Here is a 14,964-nt window from a genome sequence, read left to right as displayed (position 1 = left end):
GGAATACGCTTTTTTGCATCCCCGTCTGGAATTTTGCCATATTGGCCTCAGGCAGCCCGTCGAGCAGCACCGGCGGAGCGGCCCTCCGGTCGGGCGCGGAAACGCCGCAGCAGCTCGATCAGCGTCTCCACCTCGTCCTTGAGCCGGCGGGTTTCCGCCGAGGATTGCTCGACCATGTCTGAATTCTGCTGGGTGATCGCACCCATGTTGCGGACGGCGAGGCTGACCTCGTTGACCCCGGTCGCCTGATCGCGGGCAGCGGCGGCGATATCGGCGACGAAACGGTTGATGATATCGATGCGGCTGATCATGTCGTTCAGCGCCTCACCGGTGCTGGAGACGATGCTGACGCCCTGATTGACCTGGGTCGAGCTCTGCGAGATCAGGTTCTTGATCTCCTTGGCCGCTTCCGCGGTGCGCTGGGCGAGCTGGCGGACTTCCTGGGCGACGACGGCAAAACCCTTGCCGGCATCGCCGGCACGGGCCGCCTCGACGCCGGCGTTGAGCGCCAGCAGATTGGTCTGAAAGGCGATCTCATCGATGACGCCGATGATCTTGGAGATCCCGGTCGAGGATTTCTCGATGCCGGCCATCGCCGAGACGGCGCTGGTGACGAGTTCGCCGGAGTTCTTCGCCTTCTGCTGCGTCTCGCGCATGGCATCCGACGCCTTCTCGGCATTGGCGGCCGTCTGGCCGACGCTGACGGACAGTTGCTGCAGGGCGGCCGAGCTCTCCTCGACGCCTGCCGCCTGCTGGGCAGTGCGTAGCGCCAGATCGTTGGTTGCATTGGAAATGACATCGGCGCCGCTCATGATATGGCCCGAAGTCTCGCGCACGGAGGCGAAGGACTGGCTTAGCGCCCTGACGGCGCGGTTGTAATCCTCGGCCATCTGCCGGAAATTGCCCGGCAGGTCGGATGGCAGGGTGGCTTCGAGATCGCCGTTCGACAGCGCTTCCAGGCCGCGGCGCAGCTGCTCCAGCGCGATCGCCTGATCGGATTCGGCTTGGGCGCGCTGCTCCTCCAAGACGCGGCGTTTTGCCTCGAGCGTATCGAGGTAGACCGAGATGGAATAATCCATGTCGAGCATGCCTGATTTGATGACGGCCGACAGCTTCTCGGCCAATGCCTTGCCCTCTCGGCGCGCGAAGATCGACGGCCACTGCTTCTCCATGATGCCTTTGACGAGTTCGGACATGACGATGGTGTAACCGCCAATATACCAGCGCGGCTCCAGCCCGATGCGGGCGTGCGTCCGGCCGACCGCGGTCACGCCGTTGACATAGCTCTCGTCGAACGCGCCGCCAGCAAGATTGGCCCAATGATCCTGCTGGCGCTTCTTGGCATGGCCGACATGGTTCTTATCGGCGAAAAAGCCTGCGACAGCCGGGGTCTTGGCGATCTTGGCGTAGAATTTATCGAGGGCGCCGCCGATCAGCTCTGATATGACAGGGCGCAGATCCCGCATCGACTTGAGCGCTGCCTCATCCAGTTCGATGAAATCGAGGCGCTGCCTAAGGGCACTGTCGGTCTGCTGGGCGGTCATGGAGATCTCTGTACTTGGCGCGACGCGCGCGGGAAGGAATTTCTGCGCCGCAGGTTTTGGCCAATATGGTTGAGCAATCGTTAAATGAGACGGCGATTTCTTCTCCCCGGGCGAGGAAGAGCGATGGCTTGGAAGGATATTGAGGGCGGCTCATTCCGTTCACGTTTTGATCTATATATCGCCATTTCTTCTGTTATGCTTGCGACATGACCATCCATTCCGAATCGCTCGCCCTTGCCCTTTCCTCGATCAGCCCGGCCATGCTGGCGCTTGTCGGCGGCGTTCTCGCCGCCTTCGCCCTGCTGGTGATCGTGCTTCTGCTGCGCGGCGTCAGCCTTCGCCGCGAGCAGGCGGAGGAAGCGAGCTTTCGTGCTCAGGAAAACGAAGCGCGCATGGCCGAGCTTTTGAAGATCCAGGCGGAGATGCAGGGCCGCATCGCGGCAATGACCGAGGTCTTCGGGGCGCGGCAGAGCGAACTCAACCAGACGATCAGCCAACGCCTCGACGGCATGTCGCAACGCGTCAGCTCGACGATCACCGAGCAGACCAAATCGACGCATGAGAACCTGCAGCGGCTGCAGGAGCGGCTGGCGGTCATTGATGCCGCGCAGAACAATATCCAGACGCTCGCGAGGGATGTCGTCGGGCTGCAGGCCATTCTGTCCAACAAGCAGACGCGCGGCGCCTTCGGCCAGTCCAGGATGGAAACGATCGTCGCCGACGGCCTGCCGATGGGCGCCTACGCCTTCCAGCAGACGCTGTCCAACGGTTCGCGGCCGGACTGCACGATTCGCATGCCGAACGGCGCACCGCCGCTGGTGATCGACGCAAAATTTCCGCTCGAAGCCTGGAACGCGATCCGCGACGCCGGCACCCCCGAGGCCGGCAAGATCGCCGGTCAGCAATTCCGCCGCGACATGGAGGTCCATATAAGGGACATTTCCGAGAAATATCTGATCCAGGGGGAAACCCAGGATACGGCCTTTCTCTTCGTGCCGTCCGAATCGATCTTCGCCGAGATCCACGAGCATTTCGAGCCGGTGGTGCAGAAGGCGCACCGCGCACGCATCGTCATCGTCTCACCGTCGCTGCTGATGCTGTCGATCCAGGTCATCCAGGCCGTGCTCAAAGACCAGCGCATGCGGGCGCAGGCGCATCTGATCCAGGGCGAGGTGGCGATCCTGATGGACGACCTCAGCCGCCTCGACGAGCGGGTGCGCAAACTGCAAGGCCATTTCGCCATGGCGCAGAAGGATATCGACATGGTGGTCACGTCAGCCGACAAGCTCACCAAGCGCGGCGCCAGGATCGAAGCGCTGGAATTCGAGGCAGGCGGCGGCGATGCCAAGCCCGCCCGCGACAGCGAAGCCGCGGCCAAATCGGTGGAAAGCCGCACCGGTCTTCTGAAGCTGCGGGTGGTTGACGAGGAGTGACCGCTTCGGGCAGTGTCGCGCCCGCATGAAACAGTAGGAGCATGATTTCGCCCGCATGCTCCGGAAGACGGGACACATTCATGATCACAGTTTTCGGGTCCATCAACATGGATCTCATCGCCACGACCGAGCGCCTGCCGAAGCCCGGCGAGACGGTGGCCGGCAACGGCTTTGCCACGGCCGCCGGCGGCAAGGGCGCCAACCAGGCGCTGGCAGCGCGGCGCGCCGGCCGCTATGTGCATATGGCCGGCGCCGTCGGCAAGGATGCCTTTGCTGCGGAGGCGCTGGCCCTGCTCGATGATGCAGGCACCGATCTTTCTCTCGTCAACCATGTCGACGGTCCCACCGGCACGGCGCTGATCCTTGTCGGCGGCGACGGCGAAAACATGATTGCCGTCGTTCCCGGCGCCAATGGCCGGGTCACGCCTGCCAATGCCGAGACGGCGATCGGCCGCATGAACGAAGGCGATATCCTGATGCTGCAGCTTGAAGTGCCGGCTGCTGCCGTCGAACGCGCGCTGTCGGCGGCCCGCGCCAAGGGCGTCACCAGCATCCTCAACCTCGCGCCGCTGATCCCCGATGCGCCGCGTCTCGGCCGGCTCGCCGATATCGTCATTGCCAACGAGACCGAATTCGAGCGGCTCGCCGGACAGGAAGGCATGGACGCACAAGCACGGGAGGCAGCCCTTGTGCATCTGCATGCGGAGACGGGCCAGACGCTGATCGTGACGCTCGGCGCCGACGGGGTCATCGCCATTCGTGACGGGGCGATTTCAAGGGCGCAGGGCCTCAAGATCGAACCTGTCGATACGGTCGGCGCGGGAGACACTTTCTGCGGCTATTTCGCCGCCAGCCTCGACGACGGCCTCGATTTTGTCTCGGCGCTGCGCCGTGCGGCGGTTGCCGGTTCGCTCGCATGCCTCAAGGCCGGAGCACAACCGTCGATCCCTCTGAGCGAGGAAGTCGCAGACAGGATATAGGCGCGTCTCTTTGCGAAACGGCGCCGGAACGCCCTGTAATTCAGGGCGTTCCGGCGATTTTCCTGGCTCCGATCGATAGAGTTTTCATTCAAATTTAAGAGTTTTCCGGCGATGTTCCTCATGGCCGCCGGCGCCTCCCACTTTCTGGAATCCGGCCGTCCAAGCGGCTGCTCCATGACGGGGCGAAGCCTTTGCTCCTGCGCCGGAGAATGCCCGTTCGGCGCATCCTTGCCCGAGGACCCCATGTTCATTTTTCGTATGAAATCGCTTGCGGCGAAACTCATCGTCATCACCGGCATCGCCATCGCGCTTGTTCTCATCGTTTCGAACTTTTTCCTCATCGGCCAGACCCGGGATCGCGTCCAGACGCTGACGATGGATCAGGCCAACCTCGAGGCAAAATCGATCGCCAATGAAATCGCCGCCAATGTCGGCGAACTCGCCAGCGCCGCGCGCACCATGTCGGGCGTCATCGGCCGCGGCCATGAAGGCAAGTCGCTCGATCGCAAGGGCATGATCAACGTGCTGAAGGCCAATCTCGAGCAGAATGCCTTCGCCTTCGGCAGCTGGTTCTGCGAGCAGCTCGGCGCGCTTGACGGCAAGAGCACCGAGATCGCCAACAACAATGACGAAGGCACGAACAAGAACGGCGCCTTCACGCCTTACTGGTCGAAGACCAAGGACGGCGGCATCCAATATTCGACCTTCGACAATGACTATACCGCCGCATGGTGGAAGCTTGCCGCCGACAGCGGCAAGGGCGCGATCACCACGCCCTATATGGCCGAAGGAACCGACGTGCCGACGCTGCTGACCTCGATCGCCTATCCGGTCATGTCTGGTGGTAAGATGATCGGCGTCGGCGGCGTCGATATTTCGCTGAAGTCGCTGACCGACAAGCTGCAGGCGCTGCATCCTTTCGGTTCGGGCCGCGTCACGCTGCTGTCGCAGGCCGGCAACTGGATCGTCGCACCGATCCCCGACCTGATGACCAAGGAATATGACGGCGAGGGCGCCGACATCGTCAAGTCGGCGCTGTCGAGCAAGCAGCCCGGCCTCGTCAGGAACCTCACCTATGATGGTCTCGATCCCTTCGATCGTGTCGTCTATCCATTCGCGGTTCCCGGCGTCAACGCCACCTGGGTGGTGCTCGTCGACGTGCCGCACACGGCGATCAACGCGCCGGTGCGTGACCAGACCTATATGATGATCATCAACGGGCTGATCGTGCTTGGCGCCGTCATGCTGGCGCTCTATTTCGCCATCCGCTCTTTCGTGCAGCGGCCGCTCGGCGGGCTGGTCGCCAGCGTCAAGGCGCTGAGCGACGGCCAATATGGCGAACCGGTCGCCGCCCAGGACCGCAGCGACGAAGTCGGTTCGGTCGCCAAGGCGCTCGAAGGCTTCCGCTTCACCCTCGCCGACAGCCGCCGCCTCGAAGACGAGGCCGCAGACCAGAGACAGGCGGCCGAGACCGAGCGCAGCCGTTCGGAATCGGAACGCCAGGAATCGGTGTCGCTGCAGCGCCATATCGTCTCGATCGTCGGCGCCGGCCTTTCCGAACTGTCGCAGGGCAATCTCAGCCACCGCATCACCGACGAGTTCCCCGGCGAATACGGTAAGCTGAAGCAGGATTTCAACGCCGCGCTCGCGAGCCTCGAAGAGACCATCAACACGATGAACCTCAGCGTCGCCAATATCGGCTCCGGCACGGGTGAAATCAGCAACAGCGCTTCCGACCTCGCCAAGCGCACCGAGCAGCAGGCTGCCAGCCTGGAAGAGACGGCGGCCGCGCTCAACGAACTCACTGCGCAGGTCGATTCCAGCGCCGAGAATGCGCGCACGGCGGCCGACAACGTCAACCTCGCCTGCCAGGACGCCGAAAAGTCCGGCGAAGTGGTGCAGAAGGCGATCGCCTCAATGCAGGGGATCGAACAATCTTCGACGGAGGTTTCGCGGATCATCGGCGTCATCGACGAGATCGCCTTCCAGACCAACCTGCTTGCGCTGAATGCCGGCGTCGAGGCGGCCCGTGCCGGGGAAGCCGGCAAGGGTTTTGCCGTCGTCGCCCAGGAGGTGCGTGAACTCGCACAGCGTTCGGCCAATGCCGCCAAGGAGATCAAGACGCTGATCAACAGCTCGGCCGTCCAGGTCAAGGAGGGCGTCGATCTCGTCGGGCGCGCCGGCGGCACGCTGCACAAGATCGCCGAACAGGTCATGGGCATCAACGACCTCATCCGACAGATCTCGGCATCGGCCAGCGAACAGGCTGTCGGTCTGAAGGAAATCAACCAGGCCATGAACCAGATGGATCAGGTGACGCAGCAGAATGCGGCCATGGTAGAGGAAGCGACCGCTGCCAGCGTCGCGCTCAACGACGAGGCACAAACACTGAAGGCGCTCGCCACGCGCTTCAACGTCTCGGGTTCAGGCAACGCCGCGGCCCTTGCCTCCGTCGCGCAAAGGATGCGGGCACCGGCGACTTCAGCCCCTTCGCCTCGCGCGAGCGCCCCGGCAGTCCGGCGTCCCGTTGCCCCGTCGCGCGGATCCGCTGCCGTGGCGCAGGACAGCTGGGAAGAGTTCTGATCGTTCAGCCCCTCATAATGCAAAAGGCGCCTGGGATATCAGGCGCCTTTTCACATTCGGGGATAATGCAACTCAGGCAGCGTTCGACGTCTGCTCTTCGTTGAGGAAGGCGTAGATCGCCGAGGCGGAATCGGTGGCGCGCAGCTTGGCGACCAGGTCGTGATCGCGCAGCACGCGGGCGATACGCGACAGAGCCTTGAGATGATCGGCGCCCGCGCCCTCCGGCGCAAGCAGCAGGAACACGAGATCGACCGGCTGGTCGTCCAGCGCCTCAAAATCGACCGGCTGCTCCAGCCGGGCGAAGATGCCGACGATCGAATGGATGTTTCCCAGCTTGCCGTGGGGAATGGCGATGCCGTTGCCGACGCCGGTCGAGCCCAGGCGTTCGCGCTGCAGGATGACGTCGAAGATCTCCCGTTCGGAAAGCCCGGTGATCCTGGCGGCTCTTGCAGCCAATTCCTGAAGCAACTGTTTCTTGGAATTTACTCTGAGGGCGGGAATGATCGCATCCTGATGGAGCAAATCTGCCAATGCCATTTCTTTTTCCTTCTGTCGCCGGGATCAAATGCAAGGAGCGGCGGCAATACCGCCGCTCACCACCCTGATCTCAGCCTTTGATACTGGCTGAATCGATCCAGCCAATATTTCCGTCGTGCCGACGGTAAACGATGTTCAGATGTTCCTTGCCGGGGCTGCGGAACAGGAGAAGCGGCTCGTCGGTCATGTCGAGCGCCATCACTGCGGTGGCGACCGACATGGTCTTCAGCTGCTTCGTGCTTTCAGCAACGATCGCCGGAGCGAAATCGTCAGCGATTTCATCATCGTGATCAGGAACGGAATCCATGACCGTGTAGGAGACCTCTGCAAAACCATTCAGATGGTTTCCGGCGTGATGGTCCTTCAGCTTGCGCTTGTAACGCCGCAGCCGTTTTTCGATCCGCTGGGAGGCGGCGTCGAAAGCCAATTGCGGGTCGGTCGCCTCGCCGGCCGCATGCAGCACCACCCCGCTGTCAAGATGAAGCTTGCAATCCGCCGAGTAACGAGAACTCGCCTTTTCCACGGTCACCTGGCCGGAATATCCCCCGTCGAAGTATTTCGTGATGGCCATACCAATTTGGTCCTCGATCTTTTGACGGAACGATTCACCAATTTCCATATGTTTCCCGGATACACGCACACTCATGGAGTTTCCCTTCTTATGGTCGTTTGCGGGTATCAGTTTACGCCAAGCCTCAGGTTCATCCAAGCACTTCGCACAATCTCAAGCAAGATCGGCTTAGGCCTGCGGGTCCTTGGTGCCCTTCTGATGCTGGGGATAACTCCAGACGCCGTTCACGGCATCGATTGCGGCGGGCTTCTAGCCAGAGCGTGCCGAAAAGTCAATAGGGCGCCGAATCACCAACAGTGGCACTCGATCAACGTGTGGCGGATGCCTTGTCGGGCAAGGCATACCGCCGACCGCCAGTCCATCCACTTTACGCGTTTCGCGCCTGCGTTGCGCCCCTTCTGGCGGGGATCGTCATGGCGGCGACACCTGATATGACGCAGATGAGTCCGATCCAGGCCGTCGGACTCAGCCTTTCGCCGAGGAAGACGATGCCGATCGCAACACCGATCGGCACTCTGAGATAGGCTTGCGCGGTGGTTCCGACCGAACCCAGCGTCTGGACGAGACGGAAATAGATCACAAAGGCAAGCGCCGTCGAAAAGGCGGAGAGGGCCAGCAGTGCCAGCATCGATGCCGCCGAAGGATCGAGTTCCCACGGCCGATCGATGATAAGACTCATCGGCAAGAGAACGACCGCGCCTGAGATCAACGAGCCGGCCGCCGGCACTGCGGGATCAAGCCCCTTGAAGTTCTTGCTGAAAATCGCGGCACCTGCATAACAGATAGTCGCCAGGATGATGGCAAGCTGCGCCATCAGGTTTTCACCGAGACCACTGAGCGCTTCGATGCCGATGACGAGGCAGATGCCGGCAAGCCCGGCCATGACGCCGAAAAGCCTTCGCAGCGTCACCTGCTCATGGCCGGTGATCAGCACGGCCAGCAGGAAGGTGAAGATCGGCGTTGCCGAATTCAGGATCACCGCCAATCCGGCATCGACGGACTGTTCCGCCCAGGCGATCAGCGTGAAGGGGACGACGCTGTTCAGACAGGCCTGAACGAAAAACCGCCGCCAGGTGGCACGATCACGCGGCAGACGGACACGCCGGTGGCGCAGGACGGCCAGCAGAATGCCGCCGGCAATCAGCGTGCGGGCGGCGATCAACGTGATCGGCGGGATCGTCTCGACGCCGATCTTGATGAAGCTGTAGGAGGAACCCCAGAGGGTCGCCAGCACCAGCAGCAGGAAAAGCTCCCTGGCAAGGTTGGAATTTTGCGGCGTCATGGTCGGCATTTCGATCTTGGTTGAAGACAATTCAAAGGGTTGCGGCGCCGTTGCGCGTCTGAAAAGACGCTGGCGCGCTGGAGAGGAATAACGGGATTTTCAGGCCGGATGCTTCGATCGAGGTCGAAGCATTGCTGCGTCAGAAGCCCGCGACCTTGGCGAGCGCCCGCTTCTCGCGGCGGCGCTGGACCGAAGAGGCGATGTTCATTGCCTCCCTGTATTTCGCAACGGTGCGGCGGGCGAGATCGACGCCGCCTTTCTTCAGCATGTCGACGATATCGTCGTCGGAAAGCACCGCCTCCGGGCTCTCCTGCAGGATCAGCGCACGGATCTTGTGACGCACGGCCTCGGCCGAATGGCTGTCGCCGCCGGCGACGGCGCTGATCGAGACGGTGAAGAAATATTTGAGTTCGAAGAGGCCGCGCGGCGTCAGCATATATTTATTCGACGTGACGCGGCTGACGGTGGATTCATGCATCTTGATCGCCTCGGCGACCGTTTTCAGGTTCAGCGGGCGCAGGTAATCGACGCCGTGCAGCAGGAAGGCGTCCTGCTGGCGGACGATTTCGCTTGCCACCTTCATGATGGTTTTTGCCCGCTGGTCGAGGCTGCGCGTCAGCCAGTTGGCGCTCTGCAGGCAATCGGAGAGGAAAGCGTGGTCCTCGCCGTTCTTCGTCACACGGGAAAAATAGGACTGGTTGACCAGCACGCGCGGCAGCGTATCCGGATTGAGCTCGACCAGCCAGCCGCCGTCCGAGGCGGGCCTGACAACTACATCCGGCGTGATTGCTTCGGAAACACCCGCTTCGAAGCCGCTGCCGGGCTTGGGATTGAGCTGACGGATCTCGCCGAGCATGTCGAGAAGATCTTCCTCGTCGACGCCGCAGAGCCGCTTCAGCGTGGCAAAATCGCGCCGGGCCAGCAGTTCGAGGTTTTCGACCAGAGCCTGCATGGCCGGATCGTACCGGTCCTTCTGCCTGAGCTGAATCGCCAGGCATTCGGCGAGGCTACGGGCGAAAACACCTGGCGGATCAAGGCTCTGCAGGGTGGCAAGCACGCGCTCGGCCTGTGCGAGGCTCGTGCCCAGCCTCTCGCCCGCCTCGACGATATCGGCCTGCAGATAACCGCAGTCGTCGAGCTGGTCGACGAAATTCTGCGCGATCAACCGGTCGGCCATGTCAGGCAGGACGAAGGGGATCTGCTGGGCGAGATGATCGCGCAGCGACACCTGACCGGCGACGAAATCGTCGAGATCGTAGTCGGCGCCCTCACCGCTGCCCGGCATCGACTTCCACTGGCTGACGAGTTCCGGCGCATCGAGGCGCTGCGGGGCTCCGTCATCAGGAAAGACATTGGTGTAATTGGCGTCGAGTTCGTCGTTCAGCCGACTGGTGCTGGCGCTGCCGCCATTGTCATACCAGTCGCTGGAGAGCGCCTCGGCGCGGTTGTCATAGCCATCGTCGGAGCCGGCATCCTCGGGCTGATGAGCATACTCTCCATCTTCGGCATCGCCACGTTCGCCGCCCGCCTCGCCGTCATTCGACGGAAATTCGAGCAGCGGATTCTTCTCCACTTCCAGGGCGATGAACTGGTTGAGTTCGAAATGAGTCATCTGCAGCAACTGGATGGATTGCATCAGTTGCGGTGTCATCACCAGGGACTGGGTCTGGCGCAGGAAAAGATTGGCGGACAGTGCCATGACGGACGCGAAACTCCCCTCGATTCCTCCGGGAAACCGCGTCCGATCAAGGCTTCAGGCCACGGAAATCCAAGTTGGCCCAAAAATTGCTTTTTTATTGTATTTGGTCAAGCGGAACTATGACGGCACGGTGAATTTCTGCCAATCCGGCCTAAAATCATCCGGATCCGGCATCAGAGGCTGAAATTGTCGCCGAGGTAGAGCCGGCGCACTTCCGGATTGTTGACGATGTCGTTCGCCCGGCCATGGGTCAGCACCTCACCGGCATGAATGATGTAGGCGCGGTCGATAAGGCCCAGCGTCTCGCGCACATTGTGGTCGGTGATGAGGACGCCGATGCCGCGTGCCGTCAGGTGGTGAACGAGATTCTGGATGTCGGCGACCGAGATCGGGTCGACGCCGGCAAAGGGCTCGTCGAGCAGCATAAAGGTCGGGTCGGTCGCAAGCGCACGCGCGATTTCGAGGCGGCGGCGCTCGCCGCCGGACAGGGCGACGGCGGCACTTTTGCGCAGCTTCTGGATATGGAATTCTTCCAGCAGCTCGTTCAGCTTCTGCTCGCGCTCGGCCTTGTCCTTCACATGCACTTCGAGGACGGCGCGGATATTCTCCTCCACCGTCAGGCCGCGGAAGATCGAGGCTTCCTGCGGCAGATAACCGACGCCGAGACGCGAGCGGCGGTACATCGGCATGGTCGTGACATCGTTGCCGTCGATCTCGATCGTGCCTTCATCGACGGGCACCAGGCCGGTGATCATGTAAAAACAGGTGGTCTTGCCGGCGCCGTTCGGGCCGAGCAGGCCGACGGCCTCGCCACGGCGCACCACCAGCGAGACGCCGTTGACGACGCGCCGCGTCGCATAGGTCTTCGTCAGACCTCGTGCGATCAGCGTTCCCTGATAGCGGCTCTTGTCGGCGGCACCCGCAGCTTGTGGCCCGGGCTTGCCGAACATGGTGGATAGCGATGATAATTTCACGTGGGAGGCCGGCTTCTCAGTTCTGCTTCTGCTGCTGCGCATTCGGCTGCGATTTCGGATCGAGCTGAATCTGGACACGCCCGCCGCAGCTTTCAAGCTGCGCCTGACCGGTCTGCATGTGAACCGTCAGTTTGCAGCCGGTAAAGACGTTCGGCCCGTCCGACAGAATAACTTTATTCCCCTCATCCGCCGTGAGGATGAATGTCTGCGAGGCCATGTCGAAATTGCCGTCATCGGCGGTCGCCGTCTGCGTGCCCGAGCTCAAAAAGACCTTGTCCGTCACCAGGATCTTGTCGATATCAGCACTTCCCGATGCAAGCGAGGCCGACTGCTCCGGCTGCGCTGCCGGCTGCGCTGCCGGCTGCGCGCCGTCAGCAGCCGGCTTTGCCGCCTTGTCCTTGTAATAGACGGTCATCTTGCCGGACTGCATCGTCGTCGTGCCCTGGACGACCTTGACGTTTCCGGTGAAGAGCGCGGTGTGTTCCTGGTCGTGGATCTCCAGCTTGTCGCTTTCGATCTGGATCGGCTGGTCGTTGGACAGCTTCATGCCCGGCATCGTGGCCGTCGCCTGCGCGCCGGCGCCCGTGGCCGTCAGAATAAGGGCAAATGCGCCGGCAATGAATGCCATGCCTGTCTTGCAAGTGGAAATGCGACAATCTTTTGTCATGGATGACCCGGCTGGTTAAGTGCCCTGTTTATGGATGGTGGATGGATCGACATTCATGCGAACATTCCCCTCGAATGTGATCACCCGCCCCTTATCCGTTATCTGAAGCGTCTTCGCAACAATGGAGGCATTGTCCTTGGTGATGGTGACGGGGTCGTCGCTCCGCATGTTTCCGCCCTTGATGTCGAGCTGCGCGGACTGGAAATTCGCATTGAGGCCGCTGCTCAGCACCAGGGTGAAGGGGGCCGTCATATGCAGATTGTCGGTGGCGCGGTTGTAATCGGCGGTCGAGGCGACGACGCGGGCGATCAGGCCGTCATTCATCGGCACGGCGGCCTTGATGGTTTCGAGGGTGATGAGATCAGGATTGCGGATATCCTGCAGCGCCCTTTCGGCCAGCATCGAATAATTGATGCCGTCGGAATTGCGGCCTGATATCGCCGGCTTTTCCATCACGACCTTGCCGTTCTCGATCTTGGCGCCTTCCATCTTGATGTTCTCGGGCAGATAGATGCTGACCAACGCCACCGCGGTGAGGCTCGCCGCGATGATGAGGGCCGCCACAGGCAGCAAAATCTTCAGCCGCCGCACGCGAGCGGAATGGAACAACGCATCGCCATAAGCGCTCCTGCCGGACCCTGAATAGGCGGCATGTCCGTTGTTCTTCAGGGTATCGAGCATAGGCCTCGTCCATGTGCGGTGATCGCCGCGCTTCGATAACAAAGCCGGCCGCCAATCACAGTTCGTTTCGCATTATTACATTGGCTTGCCAATATGGAATTTTTTCTGCAACAAGCAACAAAATGGAAAAACATTGAAAAGTGGCATTCGTACGGGCCGCTGCCACCCTATTTCACCGGATCGATCGGCGGCAAGCCGAAGCCGGTGCCAGCGCTGGAGGTTTCTATGGACAGTTCGATGATCGCCGATCGCCGGCGGCTGCGCCGCAAGCTCGGCTTCTGGCGCCTCGTCGCGGTGGCCCTCATCGTGGCACTTGGTTTCGCCTTCTACCGCTTTGCTCTCGGCGATGCCGGGACGCAGCGCCCGCACATCGCCCATGTGACGATATCCGGGCTGATCGTCGACGACGACGAGCTTCTCGAGCGGCTGAAGAAGGTCGAGACCAGCGACCAGGTGAAGGCAGCGGTGATTTCGATCTCCTCGCCCGGCGGCACGACCTATGGCGGCGAAAAAGTCTTCAAGGCGATCCGTGCGATATCGGCCAAGAAGCCTGTCGTCTCCGACGTGCGCACGCTCGCCGCCTCCGCCGGCTACATGATCGCCACCGCCGGCGATACGATCATTGCCGGTGATAGCTCGATCACCGGTTCGATCGGCGTCATCTTCCAGTATCCGCAGATCCAGCCGCTGCTCGACAAAATCGGCGTCTCGCTGCAGGAGATCAAGTCCTCGCCGCTGAAGGCCGAGCCCTCGCCCTTCCACGAGGCGAGCGAGGAAGCCAAGGCGATGATCCGCAACATGGTGGTCGACAGCTATAACTGGTTCGTCGACCTGGTAGCCGACCGGCGCAAACTGCCGCGCGACGAGGTGCTGAAACTGGCCGACGGCACGATCTATACCGGGCGCCAGGCGCTGAAGGCGAAACTCGTCGATACAATCGGCGGCGAGGCTGAGATCCGCGCCTATCTGACGTCACGCGGCGTCGACAGCGATCTGCCGATGGTAGACTGGGACAAGAAGAGCAATACGCCCTTTCTGCTCGCTGGGGCTGTTTCGCGGTTGATTACGATCTTCGGTTATGGTGATCTCATGAAAACCCAGGATATCAATGGAATCCTGCCCCCAAAGTTGCTTCTTGACGGGCTGCTTTCAGTTTGGCAGGTTGGCCACGATTGATAAGAAATCAATAATTTAAGGGGGCGAAAGTGATCAAGTCTGAATTGGTGCAGATTGTTGCGGCACGCAACCCGCATCTCTATCATCGCGACGTCGAGAATATCGTCAACGCGGTTCTCGACGAGATCACGGATGCACTGGCTGCGGGTAACCGAGTCGAATTGCGCGGCTTTGGCGCCTTTTCGGTCAAGAACCGCCCTTCGCGCTCCGGCCGCAACCCGCGGACCGGCGATACCGTCTTCGTCGAGGAGAAGTGGGTTCCCTTCTTCAAGACCGGCAAGGAGCTGCGCGAGCGGCTTAATCCCGGCCAGGCCGACGAAGAGGATTGAGCCGTCGCTGCCTGCGGCGAAACCGCACTTGAACTCGACGGCCGTTTTCCTATTCTGGTAGCGCATCGTGCTTTCCGCGTCTTACAAAGACGCGTGGCGCTGTAAGCATGAAACGCGCCCTTTAAAAACCGGCGCAATCTGCCGCGTGGAGACCTCAAATGGCCAAGAAGATCGTCAACCTGTTGATTTTGCTGCCGCTCGGCGTCATCCTCATCGTCTTCTGCGTCGCCAACCGGCAGAGCGTCACGCTCGCCTTCAATCCGTTCCGGCCGGAAGACCAAGTGCTTGCAGTTTCCGCGCCCTTCTTCGTCTTCCTCGTCGTCGCGCTGATCACGGGCATGCTGATCGGGGCGGCCGCCACCTGGTTCAGCCAGGGCAAACACCGCAAGCGCGCCCGCACCGAGGCCAAGGAAGCCATCCGTTGGCAAAGCGAGGCCGACCGCCACAAGAACCGCGCAGAAGAAATTGCCGGGCAGCTGCCGGCGCGGTAAAACTGGTCAATATTCGA

14 protein-coding genes are annotated in these 14,964 nt (G+C 61.5%); 6 read left to right on the top strand and 8 right to left on the bottom strand.

The window, feature by feature from the left end:
* Positions 1–47 precede the first annotated feature (47 nt).
* Positions 48–1,544 (bottom strand): globin-coupled sensor protein, encoded by a 1,497-nt coding sequence (locus RlegSU303_RS00295; protein ID WP_017958739.1) that lies wholly within the window; start codon positions 1,542–1,544, stop codon positions 48–50.
* 206 nt (positions 1,545–1,750) lie between these two features.
* Here RlegSU303_RS00295 and RlegSU303_RS00290 point away from each other — a divergent pair, with 206 nt between their 5' ends.
* The 3 genes from RlegSU303_RS00290 (at position 1,751) to RlegSU303_RS00280 (ending at position 6,540) form a co-directional block, all read left to right on the top strand.
* On the top strand, positions 1,751–2,977 hold the full coding sequence (locus RlegSU303_RS00290; protein WP_017958738.1) for a DNA recombination protein RmuC: 1,227 nt from the start codon (positions 1,751–1,753) through the stop codon (positions 2,975–2,977).
* Between the two features lie 80 nt (positions 2,978–3,057).
* Positions 3,058–3,957, top strand: coding sequence for a ribokinase (locus RlegSU303_RS00285; RefSeq protein WP_017958737.1), 900 nt, complete (start codon positions 3,058–3,060; stop codon positions 3,955–3,957).
* Positions 3,958–4,200: 243 nt separating this feature from the next.
* Positions 4,201–6,540, top strand: a complete 2,340-nt coding sequence (locus tag RlegSU303_RS00280; RefSeq protein WP_026158482.1) for a methyl-accepting chemotaxis protein — start codon at positions 4,201–4,203, stop codon at positions 6,538–6,540.
* A gap of 72 nt (positions 6,541–6,612) precedes the next feature.
* On the opposite strand, the gene ptsN is transcribed toward RlegSU303_RS00280, so the two are convergent.
* The 7 genes from ptsN to lptC form a co-directional block, all read right to left on the bottom strand.
* Positions 6,613–7,077, bottom strand: coding sequence for a PTS IIA-like nitrogen regulatory protein PtsN (ptsN, locus tag RlegSU303_RS00275; protein ID WP_017958735.1), 465 nt, complete (start codon positions 7,075–7,077; stop codon positions 6,613–6,615).
* A 70-nt stretch (positions 7,078–7,147) separates the two neighbouring features.
* On the bottom strand, positions 7,148–7,723 hold the full coding sequence (hpf, locus tag RlegSU303_RS00270; RefSeq protein WP_017958734.1) for a ribosome hibernation-promoting factor, HPF/YfiA family: 576 nt from the start codon (positions 7,721–7,723) through the stop codon (positions 7,148–7,150).
* 292 nt (positions 7,724–8,015) lie between these two features.
* On the bottom strand, positions 8,016–8,939 hold the full coding sequence (locus RlegSU303_RS00265) for a DMT family transporter (RefSeq protein WP_131707849.1): 924 nt from the start codon (positions 8,937–8,939) through the stop codon (positions 8,016–8,018).
* Between the two features lie 130 nt (positions 8,940–9,069).
* Positions 9,070–10,629, bottom strand: a complete 1,560-nt coding sequence (rpoN, locus tag RlegSU303_RS00260) for an RNA polymerase factor sigma-54 (protein WP_027666156.1) — start codon at positions 10,627–10,629, stop codon at positions 9,070–9,072.
* Between the two features lie 173 nt (positions 10,630–10,802).
* A complete protein-coding gene (gene lptB, locus RlegSU303_RS00255; protein WP_003556077.1) occupies positions 10,803–11,579 on the bottom strand; it encodes an LPS export ABC transporter ATP-binding protein in 777 nt (258 codons plus the stop codon).
* A gap of 40 nt (positions 11,580–11,619) precedes the next feature.
* The gene (locus RlegSU303_RS00250; RefSeq protein WP_131719553.1) at positions 11,620–12,270 is read right to left on the bottom strand and encodes an LptA/OstA family protein; all 651 of its coding nucleotides are present in this window, start codon (positions 12,268–12,270) and stop codon (positions 11,620–11,622) included.
* 15 nt (positions 12,271–12,285) lie between these two features.
* Entirely contained in the window at positions 12,286–12,951 is a 666-nt protein-coding gene (lptC, locus tag RlegSU303_RS00245) for an LPS export ABC transporter periplasmic protein LptC (protein ID WP_017958730.1), read from the bottom strand.
* A 225-nt stretch (positions 12,952–13,176) separates the two neighbouring features.
* On the opposite strand from lptC, the gene sppA reads away from it, so the two are divergent.
* From sppA to RlegSU303_RS00230, 3 genes are all read left to right on the top strand, one after another.
* Positions 13,177–14,127: a signal peptide peptidase SppA gene (gene sppA, locus RlegSU303_RS00240; protein WP_026158480.1), complete on the top strand. Its 951-nt coding sequence runs from the start codon at positions 13,177–13,179 to the stop codon at positions 14,125–14,127.
* A gap of 29 nt (positions 14,128–14,156) precedes the next feature.
* Positions 14,157–14,456: an integration host factor subunit beta gene (locus RlegSU303_RS00235; protein WP_003544934.1), complete on the top strand. Its 300-nt coding sequence runs from the start codon at positions 14,157–14,159 to the stop codon at positions 14,454–14,456.
* A gap of 158 nt (positions 14,457–14,614) precedes the next feature.
* Positions 14,615–14,947 (top strand): LapA family protein, encoded by a 333-nt coding sequence (locus RlegSU303_RS00230; protein ID WP_017958728.1) that lies wholly within the window; start codon positions 14,615–14,617, stop codon positions 14,945–14,947.
* Positions 14,948–14,964 lie beyond the last annotated feature (17 nt).

It is taken from the genome of Rhizobium sp. SU303, assembly GCF_021052345.1.
Lineage (GTDB): Bacteria > Pseudomonadota > Alphaproteobacteria > Rhizobiales > Rhizobiaceae > Rhizobium > Rhizobium laguerreae.
Note: the sequence above shows the minus strand (reverse complement) of the source record. Positions and strands in the feature narration are given on the sequence as shown.